The organism is Streptomyces sp. NPDC050743 (genome assembly GCF_044456925.1).
Lineage (GTDB): Bacteria > Actinomycetota > Actinomycetes > Streptomycetales > Streptomycetaceae > Streptomyces.
Map to the genome: position 1 here is coordinate 22,595 of NZ_JBITGJ010000003.1, position 25,312 is coordinate 47,906.

21 protein-coding genes are annotated in these 25,312 nt (G+C 73.2%); 11 read left to right on the top strand and 10 right to left on the bottom strand.

All coding sequences use genetic code 11. The annotated features are described in order from the left end of the window. Positions 1-786 precede the first annotated feature (786 nt). Genes murJ through ACIBJF_RS04345 form a run of 5 tightly spaced genes read left to right on the top strand, consistent with a single transcriptional unit; the run spans position 787 to position 6,163 of the window. The gene (gene murJ, locus ACIBJF_RS04325) at positions 787-2,475 is read left to right on the top strand and encodes a murein biosynthesis integral membrane protein MurJ (RefSeq protein WP_399172458.1); all 1,689 of its coding nucleotides are present in this window, start codon (positions 787-789) and stop codon (positions 2,473-2,475) included. A 52-nt stretch (positions 2,476-2,527) separates the two neighbouring features. Next, positions 2,528-3,220: a polysaccharide deacetylase family protein gene (locus ACIBJF_RS04330; protein ID WP_399172157.1), complete on the top strand. Its 693-nt coding sequence runs from the start codon at positions 2,528-2,530 to the stop codon at positions 3,218-3,220. Continuing rightward, complete coding sequence (locus ACIBJF_RS04335; protein WP_399172158.1) at positions 3,217-4,413, top strand: glycosyltransferase; 1,197 nt, start codon at positions 3,217-3,219, stop codon at positions 4,411-4,413. The genes ACIBJF_RS04330 and ACIBJF_RS04335 overlap by 4 nt, the downstream gene beginning before the upstream one ends. Continuing rightward, positions 4,410-5,054 carry a lipopolysaccharide biosynthesis protein gene (locus tag ACIBJF_RS04340; protein ID WP_399172159.1) on the top strand — a complete coding sequence of 215 codons (645 nt, stop codon included), beginning with the start codon at positions 4,410-4,412 and terminating at the stop codon, positions 5,052-5,054. The genes ACIBJF_RS04335 and ACIBJF_RS04340 overlap by 4 nt, the downstream gene beginning before the upstream one ends. Continuing rightward, on the top strand, positions 5,051-6,163 hold the full coding sequence (locus ACIBJF_RS04345) for a GNAT family N-acetyltransferase (RefSeq protein WP_399172160.1): 1,113 nt from the start codon (positions 5,051-5,053) through the stop codon (positions 6,161-6,163). Before ACIBJF_RS04340 ends, ACIBJF_RS04345 begins: the two co-directional genes overlap by 4 nt. Here the strand turns inward: ACIBJF_RS04345 and ACIBJF_RS04350 are convergent. Beyond that, positions 6,160-7,374: a glycoside hydrolase family 26 protein gene (locus ACIBJF_RS04350; RefSeq protein WP_399172161.1), complete on the bottom strand. Its 1,215-nt coding sequence runs from the start codon at positions 7,372-7,374 to the stop codon at positions 6,160-6,162. The two genes, ACIBJF_RS04345 and ACIBJF_RS04350, sit on opposite strands and share 4 nt — an antisense overlap. Before the next feature lie 149 nt (positions 7,375-7,523). Between ACIBJF_RS04350 and ACIBJF_RS04355 the strand changes: the two genes are divergently transcribed. Together ACIBJF_RS04355 and ACIBJF_RS04360 are read left to right on the top strand one after the other, a co-directional pair. Beyond that, complete coding sequence (locus ACIBJF_RS04355) at positions 7,524-8,921, top strand: ATP-grasp domain-containing protein (RefSeq protein ID WP_399172162.1); 1,398 nt, start codon at positions 7,524-7,526, stop codon at positions 8,919-8,921. Beyond that, complete coding sequence (locus ACIBJF_RS04360; RefSeq protein ID WP_399172163.1) at positions 8,921-10,195, top strand: FAD-dependent oxidoreductase; 1,275 nt, start codon at positions 8,921-8,923, stop codon at positions 10,193-10,195. Before ACIBJF_RS04355 ends, ACIBJF_RS04360 begins: the two co-directional genes overlap by 1 nt. A gap of 75 nt (positions 10,196-10,270) precedes the next feature. Here ACIBJF_RS04360 and ACIBJF_RS04365 read toward each other — a convergent pair whose 3' ends face one another. The 3 genes from ACIBJF_RS04365 to ACIBJF_RS04375 all read right to left on the bottom strand — a co-directional run bounded on the left by ACIBJF_RS04365 (position 10,271) and on the right by ACIBJF_RS04375 (position 11,882). Then, positions 10,271-10,870, bottom strand: coding sequence for a chaplin (locus ACIBJF_RS04365; RefSeq protein WP_399172164.1), 600 nt, complete (start codon positions 10,868-10,870; stop codon positions 10,271-10,273). 119 nt (positions 10,871-10,989) lie between these two features. Next, entirely contained in the window at positions 10,990-11,226 is a 237-nt protein-coding gene (locus ACIBJF_RS04370; protein ID WP_399172165.1) for a chaplin, read from the bottom strand. Between the two features lie 242 nt (positions 11,227-11,468). Next, complete coding sequence (locus ACIBJF_RS04375) at positions 11,469-11,882, bottom strand: rodlin (protein WP_399172166.1); 414 nt, start codon at positions 11,880-11,882, stop codon at positions 11,469-11,471. A 259-nt stretch (positions 11,883-12,141) separates the two neighbouring features. Here ACIBJF_RS04375 and ACIBJF_RS04380 point away from each other — a divergent pair, with 259 nt between their 5' ends. Both ACIBJF_RS04380 and ACIBJF_RS04385 read left to right on the top strand, forming a co-directional pair. Further along, complete coding sequence (locus ACIBJF_RS04380) at positions 12,142-12,552, top strand: rodlin (RefSeq protein ID WP_399172168.1); 411 nt, start codon at positions 12,142-12,144, stop codon at positions 12,550-12,552. Positions 12,553-12,790: 238 nt separating this feature from the next. Next, complete coding sequence (locus ACIBJF_RS04385) at positions 12,791-13,201, top strand: rodlin (RefSeq protein WP_399172170.1); 411 nt, start codon at positions 12,791-12,793, stop codon at positions 13,199-13,201. A gap of 56 nt (positions 13,202-13,257) precedes the next feature. Here ACIBJF_RS04385 and ACIBJF_RS04390 read toward each other — a convergent pair whose 3' ends face one another. The 4 genes from ACIBJF_RS04390 to ACIBJF_RS04405 form a co-directional block, all read right to left on the bottom strand. Then, positions 13,258-15,177: an AMP-dependent synthetase/ligase gene (locus ACIBJF_RS04390; protein ID WP_399172171.1), complete on the bottom strand. Its 1,920-nt coding sequence runs from the start codon at positions 15,175-15,177 to the stop codon at positions 13,258-13,260. 116 nt (positions 15,178-15,293) lie between these two features. Further along, entirely contained in the window at positions 15,294-16,742 is a 1,449-nt protein-coding gene (locus ACIBJF_RS04395) for a von Willebrand factor type A domain-containing protein (protein WP_399172459.1), read from the bottom strand. 316 nt (positions 16,743-17,058) lie between these two features. Then, entirely contained in the window at positions 17,059-17,913 is an 855-nt protein-coding gene (locus ACIBJF_RS04400; RefSeq protein ID WP_399172172.1) for an ABC transporter permease, read from the bottom strand. Beyond that, the gene (locus tag ACIBJF_RS04405) at positions 17,910-20,561 is read right to left on the bottom strand and encodes a CocE/NonD family hydrolase (protein WP_399172173.1); all 2,652 of its coding nucleotides are present in this window, start codon (positions 20,559-20,561) and stop codon (positions 17,910-17,912) included. The genes ACIBJF_RS04400 and ACIBJF_RS04405 overlap by 4 nt, the downstream gene beginning before the upstream one ends. A gap of 115 nt (positions 20,562-20,676) precedes the next feature. Here ACIBJF_RS04405 and ACIBJF_RS04410 point away from each other — a divergent pair, with 115 nt between their 5' ends. Next, positions 20,677-21,087 (top strand): GNAT family N-acetyltransferase, encoded by a 411-nt coding sequence (locus ACIBJF_RS04410; protein WP_399172174.1) that lies wholly within the window; start codon positions 20,677-20,679, stop codon positions 21,085-21,087. Between the two features lie 3 nt (positions 21,088-21,090). On the opposite strand, the gene ACIBJF_RS04415 is transcribed toward ACIBJF_RS04410, so the two are convergent. Beyond that, on the bottom strand, positions 21,091-22,527 hold the full coding sequence (locus ACIBJF_RS04415) for an APC family permease (RefSeq protein ID WP_399172176.1): 1,437 nt from the start codon (positions 22,525-22,527) through the stop codon (positions 21,091-21,093). A gap of 400 nt (positions 22,528-22,927) precedes the next feature. Between ACIBJF_RS04415 and ACIBJF_RS04420 the strand changes: the two genes are divergently transcribed. After that, positions 22,928-23,740 carry a hypothetical protein gene (locus ACIBJF_RS04420; protein WP_399172177.1) on the top strand — a complete coding sequence of 271 codons (813 nt, stop codon included), beginning with the start codon at positions 22,928-22,930 and terminating at the stop codon, positions 23,738-23,740. A gap of 60 nt (positions 23,741-23,800) precedes the next feature. Here ACIBJF_RS04420 and mmsA read toward each other — a convergent pair whose 3' ends face one another. After that, the gene (gene mmsA / locus ACIBJF_RS04425; protein WP_399172178.1) at positions 23,801-25,303 is read right to left on the bottom strand and encodes a CoA-acylating methylmalonate-semialdehyde dehydrogenase; all 1,503 of its coding nucleotides are present in this window, start codon (positions 25,301-25,303) and stop codon (positions 23,801-23,803) included. Positions 25,304-25,312 lie beyond the last annotated feature (9 nt).

Sequence of the window (25,312 nt, forward strand, 5' to 3'; positions counted from 1 at the left end):
AGCGCAGCCCCGGCTCAGCAGACCCACAAGAAGCCAACGCCGGGCCCAGAGACGGGCGCGACCCCGACCTGGCAAACAGGCGTGCTGACCATGTGGAGCCCGGAGGCGAGCACAGCAGCCCCGGCCGGGCAGACGGCCACGACGCCAACGCCGTGCCTGGAGACGGGCGCGACCCCGACCTGGCAAACAGGCGTGCTGACCATGTGGGGCCCGGGAGTGAGCGCAGCCCCGGCTCAGCAGACCCACAAGAAGCCAACGCCGGGCCCAGAGACGGGCGCGACCCCGACCTGGCAAACAGGCGTGCTGACCATGTGGGGCCCGGGAGTGAGCGCGGCAGCCCCGGCCCGCCCGACCGACACGACGCCGGCACAGAGCCTGGAGACGGGCGTAGTTCCGGCCTGGCAGACGGGCGTGTTGACGATGTGGGGCCCGGAGGCGGGCACTGCAGCCCCGGGCCGCCAGACCGAAGCGAGGCCGACACTGGGCCGGGAGGCGGGCGCTGTCCCGGCCCAGACGACCGACGCGGCGCCGACCTGGGCACAAGAGAGGGCCGCAGTCCCGACGCTACAGACCGACACGGGGCCGACGCGGGGGGCAGAGGCATGCGCAGTTCCGGCCCCGCAGACAGGTGTGGTGCCGGGCCCGGCTGCCGTGCCGGTGGCCCGGCCGGCCGTATCCGCAGTCCCCCATCCGGCGCAGCCCACCACCGCCCCACGGCCGGCGACACCCACCACACACCAACCGGAACCCGACGCCGACCCGACGCCCCCGCCGCCCGCGCCCGCCATCCCCCCGCCGGCCGTACCCACCGCCGCCACAGGGCCACGCGCACCCGCCGCTCAATGGCCGGACACCAGCACCGACCCAGCGCCCCGCCCAGCCGCAGCCGAGCGCACCCTCGACCACGCCCCGCCCACCCGCCGTTTCCTCGCGCGGGCCGCGTTGATCACGGCCTCGCTCTCGGTCGCGGCGGCGTTGCTCGGGCTGGTGCGGGATCAGTCGTTGGCGCGGTTGTTCGGGGCGGGGCGGGACACCGATGCCTTTCTGGTCGCCTGGACGGTGCCGGAGTTCGCGGCGACGCTGCTCATCGAGGACGGGCTGGCCTTCGCGCTGGTGCCGGCGTTCAGCCGGGCGCTGGCCCGGCGGGCCGAGGGGGCCCCGGGGGATCCGGTGCGGGCGCTGGTCGCGGGGACCCTGCCCCGGCTGGTGCTGGCGTTCACGGCGGTGGGCGGCCTGCTCGGGCTGGCCGCCCCCCCGTTCGTCGCGGCGCTCGCGCCGGGGCTGCCCGATACCGGCCTCGCCGTGGACTGCACCCGGCTCACCGCGACCTGTGTGCTCAGCTTCGGCCTCGCCGGCTACTGCAGCGCGGCCCTGCGGGCCCACCGTCACTTCCTGGCGCCGGCCGCGATCTACGTCGCCTACAACCTCGGCATCATCACCGCGATGTACACGCTCGGCGGCCGCTGGGGCGTGCGCGCGGCCGCGTTCGGGGTCGCGGCGGGCGGGCTGCTCATGGTCGTCGTGCAACTGCCACCGCTGATGAGGCAGTTGTGTCGGCGCCGTACGGACGGCCCGGCACCCAGGGCCGTCGCCGAGGACCGGGCGATGGACGTGCCGCTGATGGCGACCGTGCTCCTGTTCGCGCTGTGCCGGCAGTCGCAGGTGCTGATCGAACGGTTCCTCGCCTCCGGCCTGCCCGCCGGGGCGATCTCGCACCTGAACTACGCGCAGAAGGTCGCCCAGATCCCGATGACCCTGTCGATGATGCTGTGCACGGTCACCTTCCCGGTGGTCGCGCGAGCGCTGGCCGAGGGCGACACCGAGCGGGCCCGGGCCCGGGTCGAGCGGGACCTCGCGGTGGCCGCCGCGCTGGTGCTGCTCGGCGCGGCCGCGGTCATGGCCTGTGCCCCGCAGCTGATCGGCCTGCTGTTCCAGCGCGGCGCGTTCACCGCCGGCGACACCGCCGCGACCGCCGAGGTGATGCGGGTCTACGCGCTCGGGCTGCTCGGCCAGACGCTGACCGGCGTACTGGTCCGCTCCTACTTCTCGGCGGGCCGCGCCACCTGGTACCCGGTCGGCGCGATGGCCGCCGGGATCGTGGCGACGTCCTGCATCGGCGCCTGGGCGGTCGGCACCTGGGGCGTCACCGGGATCGCCGCCGGCAACGCCGCCGGCATCACCGTCACCGCCGTCCTGCTGCTGGCCGGCATGCGGACCAGGAGCGTGCCCATCCGGACCCCGCGCGTGCTGCACGAGCTGAGCCGGCCCGTGCGGGCGGCGCTGATCGCCACCGTGACCGGCGCCTGCGTCGCCCGGATGCCCGCCACACCGCTCGCCGGGCTCCTCGCCGGCGGCGCCACCGTGACCGTCGTGTTCGTCCTGCTCGGCTGGGTCCTGGGTGCCCAGGGCTGCGCAGCCGTGCCCCGTTCCGCACTCGCCCTCACCCGAAAGCTCGCCCATGTCCTCCTGCGTTGAGACCGCCGCCCCTTCCCGGCAGGCCAGACCTGGCCCCGTTCCGTGGATCGCCATGTACCACTCGGTCGGCGACTGCTCCGACGACCCGTACCGCATCACGGTCACCCGCGACCGGCTGGAGCGGCAGTTGCGCTGGCTGTGCCGGCGGGGGCTGCGCGGGGTGTCGGTGGCCGAGCTGCTCGCCGCCCGGGCGCGGGGCGAGGGCCGGGACCTGGTGGGCCTCACCTTCGACGACGGGTACGCCGACTTCATCACCGACGCCCTGCCCGCACTGGCCCGTTGGGGCTGTACGGCCACCTTGTTCGTGCTGCCCGGCCGACTCGGCGGCGACAACGCCTGGGATCCGCTGGGCCCGCGCAAACCCCTGCTGACCGCCGACGGCATCCGGCGCGCCGCCGAAGCGGGCGTCGAAATCGGCTCGCACGGCCTCACCCATGCCGACCTGACCAAGGCCGACGACACCGTACTGAAGGACGAGACCGCCGAAAGCCGCGCGCTGCTGGAGGAGTTGACCGGCGCTCCCGTCACCGGGTTCTGCTATCCGTACGGCACGGTCGACCGGCGCGCCATCGACGCCGTACGCGCCGCCGGATACGGCTACGCCTGCGCCATCGACCCCGGCGAGCTGAACGGCCCGCACGTCCTGCCGCGCGTGCACATCGGACAGAACGACCACACCGTACGCCTGTTCCTGAAGTACCGGCTGCACCGGTTGCGCCGCCGTCCCGTCGCGGGGTTGCGGTGAGGGCGCTGCACATCATCACGGGCCTCGGCATCGGCGGCGCCGAGCAGCAACTGCGGCTGCTGCTGCGGCATCTGCCCGCCGAGTGCGACGTGGTGACGCTGACCAACCCCGGCCCGGTGGCCGGCGGGCTGACGGCCGACGGGGTGCGGGTGGTGCACCTGGGCATGCACGGCAACCGCGACCTGGCCGCGCTGCCCCGGCTGGCCCGCATCATCCGGCGCGGCCGCTACGACCTCGTGCACACGCACCTGTACCGGGCCTGCCTGTACGGCAGGATCGCCGCCCGGCTGGCCGGGGTCCGCGCCATCGTCGCCACCGAGCACTCCCTCGGCGACTCGCAGATGGAGGGCCGGCCGCTCACCGTGGGCGTGCGCGGGCTGTATCTGCTGGGCGAGCGGCTGGGCCGGTCCACGGTCGCCGTCTCCCCGACGGTCGCCGCCCGGCTCGCCCGCTGGGGGGTGCCCGAGCCGCGGATCGCGGTGGTGCCCAACGGCATCGACCTGGCCCGGTTCGCCTTCGACCCGGCGGCCCGGCGGCGCACCCGCGACCTGCTCGGGCTGCCCGCCGACGCGTTCGTCATCGGCGGCATCGGCCGGCTCGCCCCCGGCAAGCGCTTCGACGTCCTGATCCGCGCCCTGGCGCAACTGCCAGCCGACTGCAGGCTGTTGCTGGTCGGCGGCGGGTCGGAGGAGAGCGCGCTGCGGCGGGCCGCGCAGCGGGCGGGGGTCGCCGGCCGGGTGCTGTTCGCGGGCGAACGGCCGTACCTCGCCGACGGGGCGGCCGGCCCGGACCTGCCCGCGCTGACCTCGGCGATGGACGTGCTCGCCGCGCCGTCCCCGGAGGAGGCGTTCGGGCTCGCGGTCGTGGAGGCGCTCGCCGCCGGGCTGCCGGTGCGCCACACCTCCTGCCCGGCCCTCGAGGACCTGCCGCCGGGCGCGGCCCCGGACGCGGTGCGCGTCCCGTGCGACGCCGGCGCCTACGCCCGCGCGCTCGCCGAGGTCCGCGCCGCCGGCCCCCGCCCGCGCACCGCCCCCGAGGCGGCCCGCCACTACTGCATCACCCGCAGCGCCGCCCGGCTCATGGACGTCTACGCGGCGGCGCTCACGGACCCGCAAGGCCCCATGCACCAAGCCCCGATCCACCAAGACCCCATCCACCAAGTCCCCGTCCAGCAGGGAGCAACCCCCTCATGACCGACAACCACCGCCCTGTTCGTTCCTCGCGCCGGCGCGCGCTTCCGTCCTGGTCGCTGGTGGCGGCCGGAGTCCTCGCGGGCGGCCTGCTCGGCGGCGCGTACGGCCTGCTGAAGCCGCCGACGTACACGGCGACCAGCTATGTCATCGCCGTGCCCACCGACAGGTCCGACACCGCCTCCGCGCTCGGCTTCGCGCAGGCCTACGGCCGGGTCGCCACCGAGGTCGCGGTGCTCGGCGACGCCCAGGTGTGGGCCGGGGTGCCGGTGAAGACCCTGCGCGACAGCGTGCGCACCGCGACCTCGCCGGACGCCCCGATGGTCTCCATCTCCGCCACCTCCGCCCGCCCGGCCGAGGCCGTCGACATGGCCGACGCGGTGGCCCGCGCGCTCACCCAGCACGCCAACGCCACCAAGTCCGACACCCACGTGGAACTCCTGCAGTTCTCCCGCGCGGTGAAGCCGACCGCGCCCTCCTCGGCCTCCGCCGAGGTGACCGGCCTGGTCGGGGCGAGCGCGGGCGGGCTGCTCGGCGGGCTCGCCCTGCTGGTCCGGCCGAGGCGCCGGCCGGAGGAGGAGCCCGCGCGCCCCGCCTCGGTGCCCGGCCCTGCCATCGCCGCCGACACCCACGGCCGGCTGTGACGGCCACCGAGACGGCGCGCCCCGTCCGCACCGCCGAACTCGTCACCGACGAGGCCCGTTTCGCCGCCCTGGCGCCGTCCTGGGCCCGGCTGTACGGGCGGTGCGCCGCCGCGACCCCGTTCCAGAGCCACGCCTGGCTGCACTCGTGGTGGCTGACGTACGGCAGCCGCGGACGGCTCAGGGTGCTGGTGGTACGCGCCGGCGGCGAACTGGTGGCCGCCGCGCCGCTGATGCTGGTCCGCCGGCCGCTGCCCGCGCTGGTGCCGCTCGGCGGGGCGATCTCCGACTACGCGGACGTGCTGCTGGACGACTCCGACGACGGACGCGCGGCCGGGGCGCTCACCGAGGCCCTGGCGGACGCGGCGCGCACCGCGCTGATCGACTTCCGCGAGGTGCGGCCGGGCGCCGCGGTGGAACGGGTCTACGACCGCTGGCCCGGCCCGCGCCGTACGGTGGCCGACTCGCAGTGCCTGGAGCTGCCCGCCGTACCCATGGAGGACCTGGTGGCGCGGCTGCCGTCGAACAAGGCCCAGCAGCGGGTGCGGGCCAAGCTGCGCAAGCTGTCCGCGCTCGGCGTGGAACGGCGGGCGGTCCAGTCGGCGGACGTGGACGCGGCGCTCGGCCGGCTGCTGGAGCTGCACCGGCTGCAGTGGCAGGGCCGCAAGGTGACGACCGAGCATCTCCAGCCCCGGTTCCGCGAGCATCTGGTGCGCGCGGTCGGCCCGATGGTGCGCTCGGGCAACGCGGCGGTCACCGAGTTCCGCGTCGACGGCGAGGTGATGGCCGTCGACCTGACGCTGCTCTCGCCCGGCCTGGCCGGTGGCTATCTCTACGGCGCCCATCCGGGCCTGAGGGAACGCAAGGCGGACGTGGCGGTGATGCTGCTGGACGCCTGCGCCGAGCGGGCGGGCGGACGCGGCGCGCTGAGCCTGCTGCGCGGCGACGAGCCGTACAAGCACCACTGGCGTCCCGACCCGGTCGTCAACCGACGGCTCCTCATGGCCCGCCGCCGCACCACCCCTCTGCTGGCGGCCGCGCTCTGCGACGCGGCCGCCCGGCGGCGGGGCAAGGAGGTGCTGCACCGGTGGAGGGAACGCCCGCAGGGCTAGCGGGTCCGCGACCACCAGTCGAGGCGGATGCACAGCTTCCCGCCGAGCCAGTACTCGACCCAGTCGCCGAGGTCCAGCGGCGAGCAGTTCGCCGGGGGCTTGTACGGCGGGGGTGGCGTCGGTGTCGCGGGGGCCGGGATCGGCGTCTCGGTGCGGCCGTACAGGGTCTTGCGGTAGATCTGCGCGGACCTGGGGTTGTTGGCGCACTGCCACACGCCGTGCGGGCAGTAGTCGGTCAGCGTGTTGTACAGCGGCTTGTGCTCGTCGATCCAGGCGAGCATGCGCGTCATGTACTCGGTGTCGTCACCGTTGCGGAAGAGTCCCCATTCCGGATAGGAAATGGGCTTGCCGTGGGCTTGCGCGAAATCCACGTGCTGCTGCAGACCGTAGGGCTCTTTCACCTGTTGGTCGAACGACAGTCCGGACGGCTGGTCATAGGCGTCCATTCCGATGATGTCGACCGTGCTGTCACCCGGATAGCACTCGGTCCACGGCACCGCGTCCCGGCCGCGGCTCGGCGTGAAGTCGAACCGGAATTTCTGGCCCGGCACCGAACGCATGGTGGTGATAATCCTGTTCCAGTACCTCTTCCAGTTCGCCGGGTCCGGTCCGCAGCGATGGGTGTAGGTGCTGCCGTTCATCTCCCAGCCGAGCACGATCACGGTGTCCGGCACGCCCAGCGCCACCAGCCGCTCGGCCAGCGCCCTGAAGTGCCGGTCGAACGCGCCGGCCGCACCCTGCCGGAGCAGCGAGCGCACCTCGCCGTCGGGGACGTCGTCCTCGTTGCGCTCCTGCATCGGCACGTTGAGGACGAGCATGCGGTCGGCCTTGGCGCGCCGCCACTGCGCCCACACGTCCAGGAAACCGGGCGCACCCTCGATGTCCTGCCAGCGGTCCCCGGGCAGATAGGTGTGGGCGATCTTCACCTCCGTCCCGCCCAGCCAGGAGCTCAGCCCGGCCATCCGCGCCACCCCGAGCGGCCCGGAGTCGAGAAACGCACCGAACGGCGGCACGGCGGCCTTGACGGGCAAGGGAAGCGGCGCGGCGGGCACCGGAGCGACGGCGGGCACCGGAAAGGGTGGGTCGGCGGCCCGCGCCGCTCCGGAACCCGCGGCGAAACCGGGGCCGCCCGCCAGGGCGACCGCCGCGACGGCCGCCACCGCCGCGACGGCCAACCGCCGGGACCGGACCCTGCTCTGCTGTGCAGCCATGCCCGCTCCTTTCTCCATTCGAGTGCATTCTCGCCCTGCGTTCCCCATTACTGACACCCAGTCATATTCATATGAATTCCGCCAGTGCGATTACGGCTTTCAGGTGGCCACAACCCCCGCACGGGCGAACGGACGAGAGGGAAACACCCGTGTCGTCGCTGGACATCCGGGTCCCAGCCGTACTGCTGCGGATCGACCGTAACCCCTTTCATCACGGCACCCTGGGCGCCGTACGCTCGCTCGGCAGAGCGGGAGTCGACGTGCATGTCGTCGCTGATTCAACGGGAAGTCCCGTGCGCAGTTCCCGTTTCATGCGCCAGATGCACCCCCCGCCACGGCCCGGCGCCTCCCTGGGCGACATCGCGCACGCGCTGCGCCGGGTGGCGGCCCGTGTCGCGTGTCCCGCGGTGCTGATCCCGATGGACGACGCGAGCGCCATCGCGGCCGCGCGGTTGCGGGAGGAGCTGGCGCCCGCCTATCTGCTGCCGCGGCAGCCCGGCGCGCTGCCCGAACTCGTCGCCGACAAGGCCGAACTGGCCGAGGTGTGCGCCGCCGTCGGCGTCCCGCACCCGGTGACCCTGGTGCCGGACAGCGCCGAGGACGCGGCGGCGGCCGCCTGGCGGCTGGGGCTGCCGCTGGTGGCCAAGTGGAGCCGGCCCTGGCTGGTGCCGGCCGGCATCGGGCTGCGCTCGACCGTGCTGGTGCACTCGGCGCGCGAGGCCCGGGAGCTGTATCTGCGCACCTCCGAGGCGGGCAGCGCGCTGCTGCTCCAGGCGTATCTGCCGCCGGGCCCGGACCGCGACTGGTTCTTCCACGGGTACGTCGACCGCGGCGGCGCCGTCCGGGCCGGCGGACCGGGCCGCAAGCACCTCGCGTGGCCGCGCGGGGCCGGGCTGACCACGGTCGGCCAGTGGACGCCCAACCCGCAGGTGCGGGCGCTGGCCGAGCGGCTGACCGGCGCGCTGGGCTACTGGGGCATCCTGGACCTGGACTTCCGCCGCTGCGGCAGCACCGGCCGCTACCATCTGCTCGACTTCAACCCGCGCCCCGGCGCCCGGTTCCGGCTGTTCACCGACGGCGCCGGACTGGACGTCGTACGCGCCCTGCACCTGGACCTGACACACCGTCCGCTTCCCGAGCAGGTGCCGTCGGCCGGGCGCCGGTTCGTGGTGGAGAACTACGCGCCGCTGACCGCGCTGCGCCCCACGCCCGGTGGCCGGGAGCTGGCCTGGTACGCGGCGGACGACCGGGCGCCGGGCGTGGCGATGTGGGCGCTGTGGTGCCGGCACGTGGTGCGCCGGCTCGCCTCCCGCGCCCTGCGCCGCCGGCCGGCCCCGCCCGCCGAGCACGCCCCGCAGGCCCTTCCCGCGCCTTCCCGGCCCGGCCCGCGCGACCGATACGGCCCGTCCAGCCCGCCCCACCCGTACGACCTGCCCGACCTGCCGGGCCTGCCGGGCCTGTCCGGCCTGTTCGGCCTGTTCGGCCTGTCCGGCCTGTCCGGCCTGTCCGGCGACTTCCGTGACGACGAGAAAGCGAGCAGCCGCTGATGTACGACCTGCTGGTGGTGGGCGCCGGCCCGTACGGGCTGTCCATCGCGTCGCACGCGGCGGCGGCCGGGATGACCGTGCGGGTCCTCGGGCGGCCCATGGCGGCCTGGCGCGGCCACATGCCCCGGGGCATGTTCCTGAAGTCGGAACCCTGGGCGTCCAACCTGTCCGATCCGGAAGGGCGTTGGCGGCTCGACGTCTTCTGCGCCTTCCGCGGCCTGACCGCCCGGCACGCCGAACCGCTGCCGCTGGAGGTGTTCAGCGAGTACGGCCTGTGGTTCGCGCGCAACGCCGTGCCCTCGGTCGACGAGCGGACGGTGACCCTGGTGGCCCCCACCGCCGGCGGCTTCCAGGCGGTCACCGAGGACGGCGAGCGGCTGGCCGCGCGGACGGTGGCGCTGGCGGTGGGCGTGCTGCCGTTCACCGAGATCCCGGCCCCACTGCGCCGGCTGCCCAAGGCCCTGGTCTCGCACAGCAGCCGGCACGCCGACCTCGACCGCTTCCGCGGCGAGGACGTCACCGTGGTCGGCGCCGGCCAGGCGGCCCTGGAGACGGCCGCGCTCCTCGCCGAACAGGGCACAAGAGTACGGGTGCTGGCCCGCGCGGACCGGCTGTGCTGGAACGACGTGCCGCCGCCGTGGGAACGGCCCTGGTGGCGCTCGGCCCGCTCCCCGCACAGCGGTCTCGGCCCCGGCTGGCGCAACTGGTTCTACGCCGAGCGGCCCGGCCTGTACCGGCGACTGCCGGAGCGGACCCGGGCCCGGATCGCGGCCGGCGCGCTCGGCCCGGCGGGCGCCTGGTGGGTGCGCGAGCGGGTGGAGTGCGGGGTGGAAGTGCTGCTCGGCCGGGAGGTGCTGACGGCCCGTGAGGTGTCGGGCGGGGTGCGCCTGGAGACGGCGAGCCGGCACGGCGGGCCCCAGGCTCTGCACACCGGGCACGTCATCGCCGCGACCGGCTTCCGGGCCACCCGGGACCGGATGCGGCTGCTCTCCCCCGAGCTGCGCGCGCTGCTGGCCACGGGAGCCGACGGGGCGCCGGAGGTGGGCCTGGAGTTCGAGACGTCGTACCCGGGGCTGTTCCTGGCCGGTCTCGTCACGGCCGCGAGCTTCGGACCGTCGATGCGGTTCGTGCACGGCGCGGGTTTCACGGCGGCCGCGCTGGTGCGGGGGGTGGGGCGGCGGCTGCGGACGGGCCCGGCGGAGTGGCGGATCCCGGCGGGACGCTCCGCCGAGAGCGCCGTCGGCCTGACGGGCCGTCGGGAGGCCGCGGGTTAGGGGTGGCAGGCCGCGCCCACGCGGCGGTGACCGCGTGGGCGCGGCCCCGCGCCCTTTCGGGGCGCGGGGCGCACCCTAGCGGCGGGCGGCTCGGCCGCGCCGGTACAGCAGCGCACCGGCCCCGATCAGCGCGGCGCTGGCGGCCGAGGCCCCCAGCATGGCCGGGCCCTCACCACCGGTGTCCGGAAGGCTGGGCGGCGCCCCGTAGTGGTGCCCGCCACCAGGGGGCGGCGGCGGAGTGGTCTCGCCACCGCTGGGCGGGGTGGTCTCGCCACCGCTGGGCGGGGTGGACTCGTCACCGCTGTACGGGGGCGGGGAGGTCACCTCACCACCGTGGGGAGGCGGAGTCGACTCGTCACCGCCGTACGGGGGCGGCGTGGACTCGCGGACGGGCCTGTGCCGGTGGGCGCTGTGGTCCTTGGTGGAACCGTGGGCGTTCACACAGGAGTTGCCGAACGCCGGGTTCAATGCCGCGACCACGTCCACGGTGTTGCCGCAGACGTTGACCGGGACGTTCACCGGGGCCTGGACGTTGTTGCCGGACAGTACGCCGGCCGAGCCCTGGGCGGCGCCCTGCGCGCCGGAGTCGGCGAGCGCGGAGCCGCCGCCGTACAAGGACAGCACGCCGGTCGCGGCGGCGGCCACGACCATGCCTCTGCTGAGGGTCTGTCGCAATCTAGTTGTCTTCCTGCTCGAAAAAGTGGGAGCCGGCCCCGGATCGAAGAATCGGCGGATCCACGGTCCGGGGCCGGCCATAACGCAACCGGTGGCTGTGGTGCGTTGTGCGGCGAACGTCAGGTGTTCGCGCAGCCCTCGCCGAGCGCCGGGTTCAGCAGCCCGATGACGTCCACGGTGTCGCCACAGACGTTGACCGGCACGTGGAGCGGGATCTGGACCGTGTTGCCGGAGATGACGCCCGGGGAGGACACGGAGGCACCCTCGGCCGAGGCACCCGTACCGTCGGCGAAGGCGGGAGCGGCCCCGCCGAGGGCCAGGATCGCGCCGGCGACGACAGCAGCGCACTTCTTCATAAGATTTCCCTTCTCTGCGGTCATGCCCCTATGACGGCCGAAACCGAGCGAGCACAACTTGAATGGCTCGCACCATGACCGGCGGGTTGTAAAACGAGGGATAGACAGCCGAAGAAACTATGGAACGCGCACCGTCGGGGAATTCACTCGAACGCCCTCATGGAATTGACACGTCGGCGGAAACCACCCGGGCGACGCGAAGAACTCGCGCACGGCCCGGGCGGTGTCGGGGTCGGCCGGGGTCAGCTGCCGGTGGCGCCGTTGCCCGCCAGGACGGAGACGTCGTCCACGACGTGCGACAGCGGCTCGTCGTCCTTGGCCTGGGTCGAGTTCTCGGCGCACTGCTGGTTCTGTGGCGAGGACAGGACCGGGATGTCCTGGACACCGACGTTGGCGAGGATGGCGAGGACCGACTGGACGTCCGCCTTCGCCGGGAGGCCGACGCAGAGCTTGTTGAGCGAGCTCTGGACCAGCGTGGCCTGCGGGCTCAGGTCGCCCTTTGTCACCTGGTTGCCGAACGCCTCCTCGGCCTTGTTGCCGCTGAGCGACGTGGTGCCCGTGTCGTTGCCGATGGCAAGCGCCTGGGGGGCTACCGCCGCCGACACACCGACGAAGGACGCGGCGACCGCGGCCACGGCCATTGCCTTCTTCAGCATTTCGCTTTCCTTTCCTGGCTCCTCGCCAAGACGCACGTTCCTGCCCCCGCATCAACCGGTCCCAGGCTGTTTGGTTGCGGGGCGTCACTCGATCGGAGCGTTCGCCCTCGCGGAATTGGTGGAATTCCCAGGGCGGCCGTACCGGGTGAGAAAAGAGCGTTCTTGTAGGCCATCGGAGTGATGGAGAGGAACCGATCCCGGCGGTGGCAGTTGACCAGAGCGCTCCGGTGGACGGGGTTACTCCAGAAGGGAACAGCAAGTGATCAAGAAGGTTCTGGCCGCAGCCGCGGTCGCCGCCTCCGCCGTAGGCGCCTCCGCCGCAGCCGCGTCGCCGGCCCTGGCCATCGGCAACGACCGCGGCACCACGTCCTTCAGCGGCAACGGTGCCGAGCAGTCGTTCGGCAACTCGGCCACGTTCGGCAACATGAGCCCGCAGATGGCGCTCATCCAGGGCTCGTTCAACAAGCCGTGCATCGGACTGCCGGCGAAGGTCAACGCCCAGTCGCTCCTCTCCGCCGTCAACATCGGCGTCCAGGACATCCCGATCCTGTCCTCGCCGCAGAACCAGCAGTGCACGGAGAACTCGACCCAGGCCAAGGGCGACGAGCCGCTGTCGCACATCCTGGACGACATCTCGGCCCTGTCCGGCAACGGCGCCAAGGGCAGCTGAGTCCGGCCGAGTCCTTCAGGGACCCCGACGGGCCGCCGAACCGATCGGCGGCCCGTCCGCCGTCTCCGGCTCCGCCCCGCCCGCGGTCCGCAGCAGGTCACACGTCGGACAGCGGCGTTCATGCACTGATCCGACTGCACTGCTCCAATCGGGGCAAAGGCAGCAACCACGGCGGGTCCGACGCAGTTGACGGTCACGAACTCCTCCCCGGAGTCCGCCTTTCGAAAGGGAAACCACCATGAAGAAGCTGTGGGCAACCGCGGCTGTTGCCGCCTCCGTCGCCGGTCTCGCCGGTGCGGCGGCCCCCCAGGCCCTTGCCATCGGTAACGACCACGGCACCACGTCGCTCAGCGGCAACAAGGCCAAGTCCTCCTTCGGCAACTCGGCGACCTTCGGCGACATGAGCCCGCAGCTCTCGCTGGTCCAGGGCTCGCTGAACAAGCCCTGCGTCGGCCTGCCAGCGAAGGTCAACGTCCAGTCGGTGGCCGCGCTCATCGCGAACGTCGGCGTCCAGGACATCCCGGTCCTGTCCTCGCCGCAGAACCAGCAGTGCACGGAGAACTCGACCCAGGCCAAGGGCGACGAGCCGCTGTCGCACATCCTGGACGACATCTCGGCCCTGTCCGGCAACGGCGCCACCGGCAGCTGAGCAGACACGCCGCGGCGGCGGGCCACCGGTTCACCGGTGACCCGCCGTTTTGCTGTCTACTTCCGGTACAGCGCCTCGATCCGCTCGGCGTACGCCTCCGTCACCGCGCGCCGCTTGACCTTCAGCGACGGCGTCAGCAGCCCGTTCTCCTCGGTGAACTCGCCCTCGACGAGCGCGAAGGCGCGGATGGACTCGGCGCGCGAGACGGCCTCGTTGGCGTAGTCGACCGCCTTCTGCACCTGCGCGCGCAGCCGTTCGTCGTGGACGAGCTCGGACAGCGGGGTGTCCGGCGGCAGTTTCCGCACCGACAGCCAGTGGGCGACCGCCTCCGCATCCAGCGTGATCAGCGCGGCGACGAAGGGCCGGTTGTCGCCGACGACCACGCACTGGCCGACGGGCGCACGGCTGCGCAGCCGGTCCTCCAGAACGGCCGGCGAGACGTTCTTGCCGCCGGAGGTGACGAGGATGTCCTTCTTGCGGCCGGTGATGGTGAGATAGCCGTCCTCGTCCAGCGCGCCGAGATCACCGGTGGCGAACCACTCGTCCGCGAGGACGGCTTCCGTGGCCTGCCGGTTGTTCCAGTACGACCCGAAGACCACCCCGCCCCTGATCAGCACCTCGCCGTCGTCGGCGATGCGCACGGCGACCCCGGGGATCGGCAGGCCGACCGTGCCGGGACGGGGGCCGAGCGGGGGCACGATGGTGGCGGCGGCGGTGGTCTCGGTCAGGCCGTAGCCCTCGTAGACGACGATGCCGGCCGCGTGGAAGAACAGGTTGAGGTTGCGGTCCAGCGGGGAGCCGCCGCTGATGGCGTACCGCATCCGGCCGCCCAGCTCCTTGCGGATGCGGCGGTAGACCAGCAGGTCGTACAGCGCCCAGGCGGCGTACAGACCGGGGCCGGGGCCCTTGCCGGTGCCGAGGAACTTCCTCAGGTACGCCTCGCCGAAGCGGACGGCGATCCGCTCGGCGCGGTCGAAGGAGGCGGCACGGCCGATCTTCTCGGCGGTCGCCCGCCCGGTGTCGTGGATCTTCTCGAAGAGGTACGGCACCCCGACCAGGAAGGTGGGCCGGAACTCCTTGAGCGCGGGCCGGAGTTCGTCGGGCTTGACGCTCGGGAAGTGACCGGTCTCGATGCGGGCCAGCAGGCAGGCGAGCTGCAGGGTGCGGCCGAGGATGTGGGCGAGCGGCAGGAAGAGCAGGGTGGAGGCGGTCTGGCCGGTGACGGCCTGGAAGACCGGGTGCAGCAGTTCCACGGTGTTGGCGGCCTCGGCGTGCAGGTTGGAGTGGGTGAGGACGCAGCCCTTGGGCCGGCCGGTGGTGCCGGAGGTGTAGCAGATGGTCGCGATGGTGTCGGGTGTCAACGCGACGCGGCGCTTGGTGAGTTCGTCGTCGGCGACGCCGGCGCCGAGGGCGGTGAGGTCGGCGAGGGCCCCCGCGTCGAGCTGCCACAGGCGGGGCGGGTGAGGATGGCCGGCGGTGCCGGTGGTGACCGTGGCGGCGTTCTCGATGGTCTCGGTGACCACGTACCGGGCGCCGGAGTCGCGGACGATCCACTCCACCTGCTCGGCGGAGGAGGTGGGGTAGACGGGCACGGACTGGCCGCCGGCCGCCCAGACCGCGAAGTCCAGGACGGTCCACTCGTAGCGGGTGCGGGACATGACCGCGACCCGGCCGCCCGGTTCCAGACCGGCCGCGATCAGCCCCTTGGCGACGGCGGCGACCTCGGCGGCGAACGCGGCCGCCGTCACCGGCTGCCACGCTCCCCGGTCGCGGCGGCGCAGCAGCACCGCGTCCGGGGTCTCGGCCGCGTGCGTGAACGGCAGGTCGGCCATGGAGCCGGTGGTCAGCGGGGGCGCGAGCGGGGCCGCGCGCACCTCGCGGACCGTGCCGTCGGCGTCCCGGACGATCTCCACCGAGCCGCGCGCCGCCAGGTCGGTGCGCTGCCGTGCCCGTTTCAGATCCTTGTGTACGCCCATGGCGGCTCCCGGCTCGTGCCCTGCGAAGGTCCTTGCCGCTGCGCCAACTTACTCGCAGGTAAGGAAAGGTCAATGGGCTGCGCACACGCCTGGGGCGGCGGACCGGCCGGGCGCGGTCAGTCCTCGGGCCCGGTACTGCTCGCCTGGCGGATGGCGTCGGCCAGTCCCCGTACGTCCTTGTCCTCCGTCCGCGCCGCCAGCCCGGCCGCCCGGTCGGCGAGGCGGGTCAGGCCCGGGGCGCCCGGGAGGGCGGGGCCGGCCCGCAGGCCCTCGGCGCGCAGGGCGTCGGCGAAGTAGGCGGCGACCGCGGTGACCTGGAAGCGGGGGCTCGCCTCCCAGACGGAACCGGCCAGGGCGCCGGTCTCCAGCTGTCCGGCGGCCTCGTGCGGGTCACGGGTGTTCGGGTCGAGCCAGCGGACGGTCGCCGTGGCGAGGTGGCCTTGGGCGCCGGGCCGGGTGTGGACGGCGTACAACGCGGTCACGGTGTGGCCGGGGCCGACCTCGCCGCCGTCGACGTGGTCGTTGCGGAAGTCCTTGTCGGCGACCTTGCGGTCGTCGTAACCGATGAGACGGAAAGCGGTGACGGTGTGCGGGTCGAAGGCGACCTGGGCCTTGGCGTCGCGCGCGGTCAGCTCGATGTTCTGCGGGAGCTGTTCGCAGAAGACCGTGCGGGCCTGGCCGGTGTCGGAGACGTAGACGGTGTGGCCGTCGCCCTTGTCGGCGAGGCGTTCCATGAGGGCGTCACCGTAGTCGCTGCCCACGCCCACGCCGAAGAGGGTGATGCCGTGTTCGCGGCGGGCGCCGTCGATGCGGCGCAGGATGGCGTCCGCGCTGGTGTCGCCCTCGTTGGCGAGGGCGTCGGAGACGAGGACGACCCGGTTGGTGGCGCCCTTGCGCAGGCCCTCGACGGCGGTGGCGTACCCCTTCTCGACGCCCGCGCCGAGGTTCGTGGAGTACTGCGGCCGCAGGCCGTCGACGGCGTCGTGCACCTCGCCGCGGTGGCCGCCGAGCCGGGTCATGGGCAGCACGGTCTCGGCGTGCTCGCTGAAGGTGACGAGGGCCACCGAGTCGTCGTCGCGCAGCCGGTCCGTCATGGTGTCCAGGGACCTCTGGGCGAGGTCGAGGCGGCCGGGCTCGCTCATGGAGCCGGAGACGTCGATGACGAAGGTGAGCGCGGCGGGCGGGCGTTGCGCGGCCGGCTCGGCGGACCGGGTGGCGAGGCCGACCCGCACCAGGGACCAGTCGGGGCGGTCGGTGCGGGCGCCGTCGACGGTGACCGTGAAGCCGTTGCCGTCGGGTCGCCGGTAGTCCTGGCGGAAGCTGTTGACGAACTCCTCGGGACGGATCGTGGACGGCTCGGGCCTGCGGCCGTCGGCGAGGGTGCGGCGGGCGTAGGTGTAGGAGGCGGTGTCGACGTCGAGGGCGAAGGTGGACAGCTGGCCGGAGGGCCGCTCGGGCGCGGCGTCCTTGCCGCCGCGGCCGGGCGCGGGCGCGGACTGGGCGGCGCCGTTGGACCGGTCGGCCGTGCCGTGCTCGCCCTGGCCCGCCGAACAGGACGTCAGCATCAGGCCTGCGGCGAGCGCGAGGGCGAGCAGGGGCAGCGGACGGCGGGCCCTCGGGTGCCGGGGATCCGCATCCGGCCCGGCACCCGTCGTCGCCCGGTCCCCTGTCCGCCGGTCCGCTGCCGGCCGTTCGCCTGTCCACCGCTTCCCTGCCATCTCGCCAACCCCCTAAGCCGGTTGAGAACGACCCGCCGTCGCGCGGCTCGTCTCGACTGTGACGGCGTGGGGGCGTGGAACGTGCGGGCCGGGGTGTTGCGGATGGGTCTCGAAGCGGCCACGGCGGCGGGCCGCCGAGACCGGTGGGTGACCCTCCGGTGACCTAGGAGACGATGTCCTTGCGGGAAAAACCCCGGAAGGCCAGGGCGAAGAGCACCAGGGCGTACGTTATGGAGATCGCGGCGCCCTGGATCATGCCGGACCACTCCGGGTGCGGCTGGACGGCGTCGGCCCAGGCGAACTGCCAGTGCGCGGGCAGGAAGTCCCGCCAGTGGCCGAGGGCGGTCACGGCGTCCAGGACGTTGCCGACGATCGTCAGGCCGACCGCGCCGCCGACCGCGCCCAGCGGGGCGTCGGTCTTCGTCGACAGCCAGAACGCCAGCCCGGCGGTGACCAGTTGGGACACGAAGATGTACGCCACGGTCAGCGCGAGGCGCTGCGTCGCCGTGCCGGTGTCCAGCGCGCCGCCCGTCGGGATCTGCAGCGGCCCCCAGCCGTAGGCTGCCGTGCCTACCGCGAGGGCGACCACCGGGAGCAGGATCATCGCGGCGAGACTCAGCCCGAGCGCCACGGCCAGCTTGGACCACAGCAGCCGGGCACGCGGCACGGGCGCGGCGAGCAGATAGCGCAGGGAGGACCAGCTGGCCTCCGAGGCGACCGTGTCCCCGCAGAACAGGGCGACCGGGATGACCAGCAGGAAGCCGGCCGAGACGAACAGGTTCACCGCGGCGAAGTTGGCGCCGGACGCGGTGGCCGTGTCCATCAGGGTGATCTGGCCGTTGCGGCCCGACGGGTCGCCGCCGATCGCGAAGGCGATCAGCAGCACGAAGGGCAGCAGGCCGAGGATGGCCCCCATGACCAGGGTGCGGCGCCGCTTGAGCTGGCGGACCAGCTCGACCCGCAGGGGCAGGGTGTGCCGGGTCTGGTAACCGGAGGCGACCTCGGTGAGCGTGCTCATGCAGAACCTCCGATCAGGGTGAGGAAGGCGTCTTCCAGGCGGCGGTGCGGGCCGACCGAGGCGACCGGCACCTCCAGCCGCACCAGGTCCGCGACCAGCCGCTCGGCCGTGCCGCCGGGCTCCAGCCGAATCAGCAGCCCGTCGTCGGTGCGCACGGCGGAGGCGACGCCGGGCAGCGCGGCCACCTTCTCCACGACCGGCTCCTCCACGGGCGTGGCGGTGCCGGCCAGCAGCGTGTCGCCGGAGCCGACGATCTCGCCGACGGGGCCGGCCTGGACGAGCCGGCCGCGGTCCATCACCACCAGGTGGGTGCAGGACTGCTCGACCTCGGCGAGGAGATGGCTGGAGACGATCACCGTGCGGCCGCCGGCCGCGTAGCGGATCATCACCTCGCGCATCTCGCGTATCTGGGGCGGGTCGAGGCCGTTGGTGGGCTCGTCGAGGATGAGCAGGTCGGGCAGGCCGAGCATGGCCTGGGCGATGGCGAGGCGCTGGCGCATGCCCTGCGAGTAGGTGCGCACCGCGCGGGCGAGTGCGTCGCCGAGCCCGGCGATCTCCAGGGCCTCGTCCAGGTGGGCGTCCTGAGGCGGGCGGCCGGTGGCCTTCCAGTACAGCTCCAGGTTCTCCCGGCCGGACAGGTGCGGCAGGAAGCCCGCACCCTCCACGAAGGCGCCGACCCGCGACAGCACGGGTGCGCCGGGCCGGATCGCGTGGCCGAAGACGCGGATCTCGCCGTCGTCCGGGGTGATCAGGCCCATGAGCATGCGCAGGGTGGTGGTCTTGCCCGCGCCGTTGGGTCCGAGCAGTCCGAGGACCTGGCCCTTGTCCACCCGGAAGGACAGCTCGCGCACCGCGTACCGGTCGGCGGACTTCGCGTACCGCTTGCTCAGGTCCTTGATGACGAGCGGGACTTCGGCCAGCTCCGGGTCGGGCGCGGGGCCGGCCGTACGCCGGCGGGCGGTGAGCAGCAGGGCGAGCGCGGCCGCCGCGCCGGCCGCCGGCAGCCACCAGACCCAGGCGGGCAGGGGTGCCGCGGCGGTGGTGACGGCGGGGGCCGTCGGCACGCTCAGGTCTCCCCTGAGGGAGACGGTGTACGTGGCCGGGGCGGCCGGTGAGGCGTAGCCGAGGTCGGTGGAGGCGAGGACCAGGCGGAGCCGGTGGCCCTTCTGCACCTCGTGGTCGACGGCCGGGAGGGTGACCGTGACGTCCTTGCCGGCCTTGGCGCCGGTGACCCGGAAGGGGGCGACGAGCTGGGCGGGCAGCACCTGCTGGGTGCCGTCGGGGCCGACGTCGTAGACCTTGCCGAAGAGGACGGCGTCGTCGCTGGTCGAGGTGATGTGGAGGGGCACGGTCGGGGTGCCGGTGATCTGCAGGTCGCGGGTGAGCGGCGCCGAGTCGAACGTCGCGTACTGGCCGGGGAAGTCGAGGGAGACGCCGAGGCCGAGCGCGGACAGCTGACCGAGGCCGCCGGAGCCGCCGAGGCCGGGCAGGGCGGAGATGCCGGGCGGGCTGGCGCCGGCCGGGTTCGTGACCCGCTGCCCGGTGCCGCCGGTCAGCGGGACGGCACGCGGGTGGTTGCGCAGGCCGGGGTAGGTGCCGGCGGTCGCGCCGCGCAGCTGGGCGGTGCCGTCGGTGGAGTTCACCCCTCCGGTGCGGGTGATCCGGAAGGCCGGGCCGGTGCCGGCGCTCTTGTCGCCCTTCAGATACCGGTCGAACCACGCACGCACGCGTGCCTGCACCCGGCCGGTCTCCATGTCCCCGCCGTCATGGCCGCCCGCGATCCAGTCGACGTCCACGGGGGCGCCGTTCGCCCGGATCGCCTTCTGGGCGGCGTCGGACTGGGCGAGGGTGAACAGGGAGTCCGTCTGGCCCTGCAGCAGCAGTGTGGGCACCTTGATGCGGGAGCCGACGGCGGACGGCGAACGCTCCTGGAGGATCTGGCGGGCGGCCGCGTCCGGGGTGCCGGACTCGGCGACCCTGTCGTACATCCGGCACAGCGCGGGCTCGAAGCGGGCGCAGCCGCCGCCGGTGTTGACGAAGACGCCGGCCCACAGCTTCTTGAACACGCCGTTCGGGAACAGGGCGTCCGCGAGGTTCCAGTAGGTGATGGCCGGGGCGATGGCGTCGACCCGGTGGTCGTATCCGGCGGCGAGCAGGGAGATCGCGCCGCCGTAGGAGCCGCCGGCCATGCCCACGCGCGGGTCGCCCGGCTTGTCGAGCCGGACCTCGGGCCGCTTCGCCAGCCAGTCGACGAGCCGGGAGACGTCGGCGACCTCGCCCTCGGGGTCGTTGAGCCCGATCTTCCCGGTGGACCTGCCGAAGCCGCGCGCGGACCAGGTCAGGACCGCGTACCCCTCCCGGGCGAGGTCCTCGGCCTGCTGCCGCATGTCGTTCTTGCTGCCGCCGAAGCCGTGCGCCAGCAGGACGGCGGGGTGCCGTCCTGCGGTGGCCGGGGTGAAGAACGACGTGTCCAGGCGGACGCCGTCCACGGCCATGACCTGGTCGGTCCTGTGCACCGGTGGCGTGTCACCGGACGCGGCGGCCGTCCAGGTCCCGGCACCGGCCAGCACCACGACGGCGGCCGCGGCGGCGACGAGCCGACGCGGCCTCTTGAGCAGCCCCCGCAGCGAGAGCCGGCGAAGATCCATGGCTCAACGGTACGGGCCGCCACCGACAACCGATGGAGCCGGTGGGCTGAAACCCCGCCCCTCCCGAGGGAGTACGGGGCCTGCCCGGCGTACACCAGCCGTGGTACGAAGGGCCATGGAGATCCGCAGGGCCACCAGCGTCGCCGAGGTCGTCGCCGCCGGGCATCTGTTCGACGACCCGGCGCGTCCGGAGTGGGCGGAGCGTTTCCTCACCACCGCCGGGCACCATCTGCTGCTGGCGTACGCCGACGGCGGGCCGGTCGGCTTCGTCAGCGGGGTCGAGACGGTCCACCCCGACAAGGGCACCGAGATGTTCCTGTACGAGCTGGCGGTCGCCGAGCCGTACCGGCGCCGGGGCATCGGGCGGGCGCTGGTGGAGCGGCTGGCCGTGCTGGCCCGGGAGCGGGGCTGCTACGGCATGTGGGTCGGGGTGGACGCCGGAAACGACGTCGCCCTCGCCGCCTATCGCAGTGCGGGTGGCAAGGACGACGGGACGTGCACGGTGCTGACGTGGGCCTTCGCCTGAGCGTCAGGCCTGGGCGCCCTCGGCGAGCGGCGCGGCCTGCTCCTCGGTGAGCCGGACGTCCTCCGGGAGGGACACCACCCAGCGGGTCTCGCGGCGCGGGCGGAGGTAGAAGGCCCAGTAGAGGGTGGCGACGGCGGTGATGCCGCCGGTCCACCACAGGTACGACGGGTCCTGCTCGACCAGGATGTAGACGAGGACGGCGATCAGCAGGACGGGCATCGCCGGCCACAGCGGCATCCGCCACGCCTTTCTGCCGCCGTGGGCGCCGCGCCGGGCGAGCAGCGCGGCGATCGCGACCAGCAGGTACAGGCCGGTGACGGCGACGCCGGTGACGCCGTAGAGGGTGTCCAGGTTGACGAAGCAGAGGAAGGCACCGGGGACGCCGACGACGAGGGTGGCGACCCAGGGGGAGCCGAACCGGCCGAGCTTGGCGAGGGCGTTGTTGACCGGGGAGGGCCAGGCCTTGTCGCGGGCGGAGGCGAACAGGACGCGGGAGTTCTGGATGACCATGACGATGCCCGCGTTGATGATCGCGAGGGCGACGCACAGGCTGACGAAGGTGCCGACGGCCGAGTTGCTCCAGGCGATGACCATGCTGGAGATGTCGCCGCCGGTCAGGGTCTTCAGGTCGCCGGCGCCGAGGGTGATCGCCACGACCGGCACCAGGATGACGACGCTGGAGATGGCGAGGGTGGCGAGGACGGTACGGGCGACGCTGCGGCGCGGGTTCTCCAGCTCCTCGGAGAGGTAGATGGCGGTGGAGAAGCCCTGGGTGGCGAAGAGGGCGATGGCCAGCCCGGAGAGGACCATCATGGCCGTGACCGCGTTGACGTGGCTGTGCTCGCCGGCCACCTGCAGCGAGCTCACGAGGCTGCCCGCACCGCGGTGGGAGTGGGTGAAGCCGAGGAGGGCGACGAGCCCGGCGGCGACGACCTCCAGGACCAGGAAGATGCCGGTGATCCAGGCGTTGGCGCGCAGGTCCAGCAGACCGGCGAGGGTGGCCGCGAGCATCACGCCGGCGCCCGTCATGGACGGGTCGAGGTGGACGATCGGGGCGAGGTAGTCGGCGGTGCCCATGGCGATGACCGGAGGGACGATCATCACGACGAGCAGCGACATCACGAAGGCCAGCCAGCCGGCGAGCCGTCCGGCGAGGGTGGAGACGATGGCGTACTCGCCGCCCGCGCTGGGCACGAGGGTGCCGAGCTCCGAGTAGCAGAAGGCCACGGGGATACACAGGAGCGCGCCGATGGCGATGCACAGCGCCGTCGCCGTGCCCAGGCTGGAGAACAGGTCCGGCACGATCACGAAGAGCGTGGAGGCGGGCGTGACGCAGGACAGCGTCAGCAGGGTGCCGCCGACGACACCGATGGACCGCTTCAGGCCCGGTGAGTGGGCGGGCGCGGTGTCGGCCACGGACTGCGGGAGCGTGTCGGTCATGCGGCGGTTCCGATCGACTTGAGCGGCTGAGGGTGGGGACGGGAGCGCTATCGCCTCCGGCGGATCGTCGTACGGTCGTCTGGTCCGCTCCCGGCCCGCTTAGGGAACCCCGACGAAAACCACCACGTCAATGGCCGTTTACCTTCGGAATCCGCACTTGCGGAAGGCCTTACGCCACATCACATTCCCAGGCCGCGAGGCCCTATAGAGGTATCCATCAAGCCCTTGGCGAATGTGACCTTGCTTTCGCAGGTGAATAGCGTGAAATCCCTTCGTCATCCGTTTCGTCCGGCGTAAACGGGAACCGCAGCGAAGGTGTCAAAAAAATGTCAACCCGTCCGGTATCCGGACTCGGCAGCCGGGCGCGTACATGCCAGTGCGTCGCTAGGATGCCTGGACCATGGGGATGCGGGACACAGGGGTGGTGCGGGCGGTGCTCACGGCGGCGGTGCTGGTGGGCGCCGCCGGATGCGGGGCCCAGCAGGCCGACCGGGCGGCGACGGCGGCGCTGGCCCGGGCGGGCGACCGCACCGACGCCCTGGGCTCCGCCCACGTGCGGATGTCGGTCGACTACGGGATGGGCGGGACGCCGGTCGCCATGGAGGGCACGTACTCCTGGGGCCACGGCTATGCCTACGACGTCGAGATGGACACCCGGCAGACGAACATGCAGAAGGTGCGGCACGCCCCGCGGATCCGCTGTCTGCTCGTGCACGGCGTCTACTACTACGACATCGACCCGCAGCGCTCCGGCCCGCTCAAGGGCAAGCAGTGGATGAAGGTCGACTCCTCGGCCCTGTACGGCGCGAAGGGTGCCAAGGCCGCCGCCGGCACCGGCAGCAGCCCGAGCGCGACCCTGATGAGCCTGCGGCACGCCGACAAGGTCGACACCCTGGGCACTCCCACGGTGGACGGACACCGTACGACCCACTACCGGGCCGTGGTCGGCCGGGCGCACTGGAGCCGCCGGTTCGCGGACGTCTACGGGAACCCGGACACCCCGATGGGCTCGGTGACCGCCGGCGCGGCCGACATGACCGCCGACGTCTGGATCGGCGCCGACGGCCTGCCCGTCCGGCTCCGGGAGGAGATCGGCCTGCTGACGCTGACCATGGATCTCGACGGCTTCGGCGCGACGGCCACGGTCGAGGCGCCGCCCGCCGCGCAGACCGGAGACGTCACCGAGCTGGTGAAACGGCGGCAGTGGAGCTGAACACACCGGTGCCCCGCCCTCTCCACGCGGAGGACGGGGCACCGGTCGTGCACAGGGCTCTCAGTGGTTGCGCGGGAAGCCCAGGTCCACGCCCGCCGGGGCGTCGGCCGGGTCGGGCCAGCGGGTGGTGACGACCTTGCCGCGGGTGTAGAAGTGCGTGCCGTCGTTGCCGTAGATGTGGTGGTCGCCGAAGAGCGAGTCCTTCCAGCCGCCGAAGGAGTGGTAGCCCACCGGCACCGGGATCGGCACGTTCACGCCGACCATGCCCGCCTCGATCTCCAGCTGGAAGCGGCGGGCCGCGCCGCCGTCCCGGGTGAAGATCGCGGTGCCGTTGCCGAACGGCGAGGCGTTGATGAGCGCCACGCCCTCGTCGTAGGTGTCGACGCGCAGCACGCACAGCACCGGGCCGAAGATCTCGTCCTGGTAGGCCTTGGCGCTGGTCGGCACCTTGTCCAGCAGCGAGATGCCGATCCAGTGGCCGTCCTCGAAGCCCTCGACGGTGTAGCCGGTGCCGTCGAGCACCACCTCGGCGCCCTCGGCCGCGGCGCCGGAGACGTAGGACGCCACCTTGTCGCGGTGCGCGGCGGTGATCAGCGGGCCCATCTCGGAGGCCGGGTCGTTGCCGGGACCGATCTTGATCTTCTCGGCGCGCTCGCGGATCTTCTCCACCAGCGTGTCGCCGATCGAGCCCACGGCGACGACCGCCGAGATGGCCATGCAGCGCTCGCCGGCGGAGCCATAGGCCGCCGAGACCGCCGCGTCGGCGGCCGCGTCCAGGTCGGCGTCCGGCAGCACCAGCATGTGGTTCTTGGCACCGCCCAGGGCCTGCACCCGCTTGCCGTGGGCGGAGGCCGTGGTGTGGATGTAGCGGGCGATCGGGGTGGAGCCGACGAAGGAGACGGCCTTGACGTCCGGGTGCTCCAGCAGGCGGTCGACGGCCACCTTGTCGCCGTGGACGACGTTGAAGACGCCGTCCGGCAGACCGGCCTCGGCCAGCAGCTCGGCGATCTTGACGGAGGCCGACGGGTCCTTCTCGGACGGCTTCAGCACGAACGTGTTGCCGCACGCGATGGCGATCGGGAACATCCACATCGGGACCATCGCCGGGAAGTTGAACGGCGTGATGCCGGCGACGACACCGAGCGGCTGGCGGATCGCGGCCACGTCGACGCGGCTGGCGACCTGCGTGGACAGCTCGCCCTTCAGCTGCACGTTGATGCCGCACGCGAGGTCGACGATCTCCAGGCCGCGCGCGACCTCGCCGAGCGCGTCGGAGTGCACCTTGCCGTGCTCGGCGGTGATCAGCTCGGCGATCTCGTCGCGGTGGGCGTCGAGCAGCGCACGGAACCGGAAGAGGATGGTCGTGCGCTGGGCCAGGGAGGACTGGCTCCAGGTGGTGAAGGCGTCCTTGGCCGCCGCGACGGCCGAGTCCACCTCCTCCACCGACGCGAACGCGACCTTGGTGGTGACCGCGCCGGTCGCCGGGTCGGTGACCGGCCCGTACGTGCCCGACGCGCCTTCGACGGTCTTCCCGCCGATCCAGTGGTTGACGATCTTCGTCATGCCCAGAGA

Coding starts and splice junctions, on each gene's coding strand:
- ACIBJF_RS04415 (WP_399172176.1), bottom strand. CDS start 22,527: ATGACCGACACGCTCCCGCAGTCCGTGGCCGACACCGCGCCCGCCCAC.
- ACIBJF_RS04395 (WP_399172459.1), bottom strand. CDS start 16,742: ATGCTGACGTCCTGTTCGGCGGGCCAGGGCGAGCACGGCACGGCCGAC.
- ACIBJF_RS04350 (WP_399172161.1), bottom strand. CDS start 7,374: ATGGCTGCACAGCAGAGCAGGGTCCGGTCCCGGCGGTTGGCCGTCGCG.
- ACIBJF_RS04360 (WP_399172163.1), top strand. CDS start 8,921: ATGTACGACCTGCTGGTGGTGGGCGCCGGCCCGTACGGGCTGTCCATC.
- ACIBJF_RS04400 (WP_399172172.1), bottom strand. CDS start 17,913: ATGAGCACGCTCACCGAGGTCGCCTCCGGTTACCAGACCCGGCACACC.
- ACIBJF_RS04405 (WP_399172173.1), bottom strand. CDS start 20,561: ATGGATCTTCGCCGGCTCTCGCTGCGGGGGCTGCTCAAGAGGCCGCGT.
- ACIBJF_RS04375 (WP_399172166.1), bottom strand. CDS start 11,882: ATGCTGAAGAAGGCAATGGCCGTGGCCGCGGTCGCCGCGTCCTTCGTC.
- ACIBJF_RS04370 (WP_399172165.1), bottom strand. CDS start 11,226: ATGAAGAAGTGCGCTGCTGTCGTCGCCGGCGCGATCCTGGCCCTCGGC.
- ACIBJF_RS04390 (WP_399172171.1), bottom strand. CDS start 15,177: ATGGGCGTACACAAGGATCTGAAACGGGCACGGCAGCGCACCGACCTG.
- ACIBJF_RS04385 (WP_399172170.1), top strand. CDS start 12,791: ATGAAGAAGCTGTGGGCAACCGCGGCTGTTGCCGCCTCCGTCGCCGGT.
- ACIBJF_RS04330 (WP_399172157.1), top strand. CDS start 2,528: ATGTACCACTCGGTCGGCGACTGCTCCGACGACCCGTACCGCATCACG.
- mmsA (WP_399172178.1), bottom strand. CDS start 25,303: ATGACGAAGATCGTCAACCACTGGATCGGCGGGAAGACCGTCGAAGGC.
- ACIBJF_RS04420 (WP_399172177.1), top strand. CDS start 22,928: ATGGGGATGCGGGACACAGGGGTGGTGCGGGCGGTGCTCACGGCGGCG.
- ACIBJF_RS04340 (WP_399172159.1), top strand. CDS start 4,410: ATGACCGACAACCACCGCCCTGTTCGTTCCTCGCGCCGGCGCGCGCTT.
- ACIBJF_RS04410 (WP_399172174.1), top strand. CDS start 20,677: ATGGAGATCCGCAGGGCCACCAGCGTCGCCGAGGTCGTCGCCGCCGGG.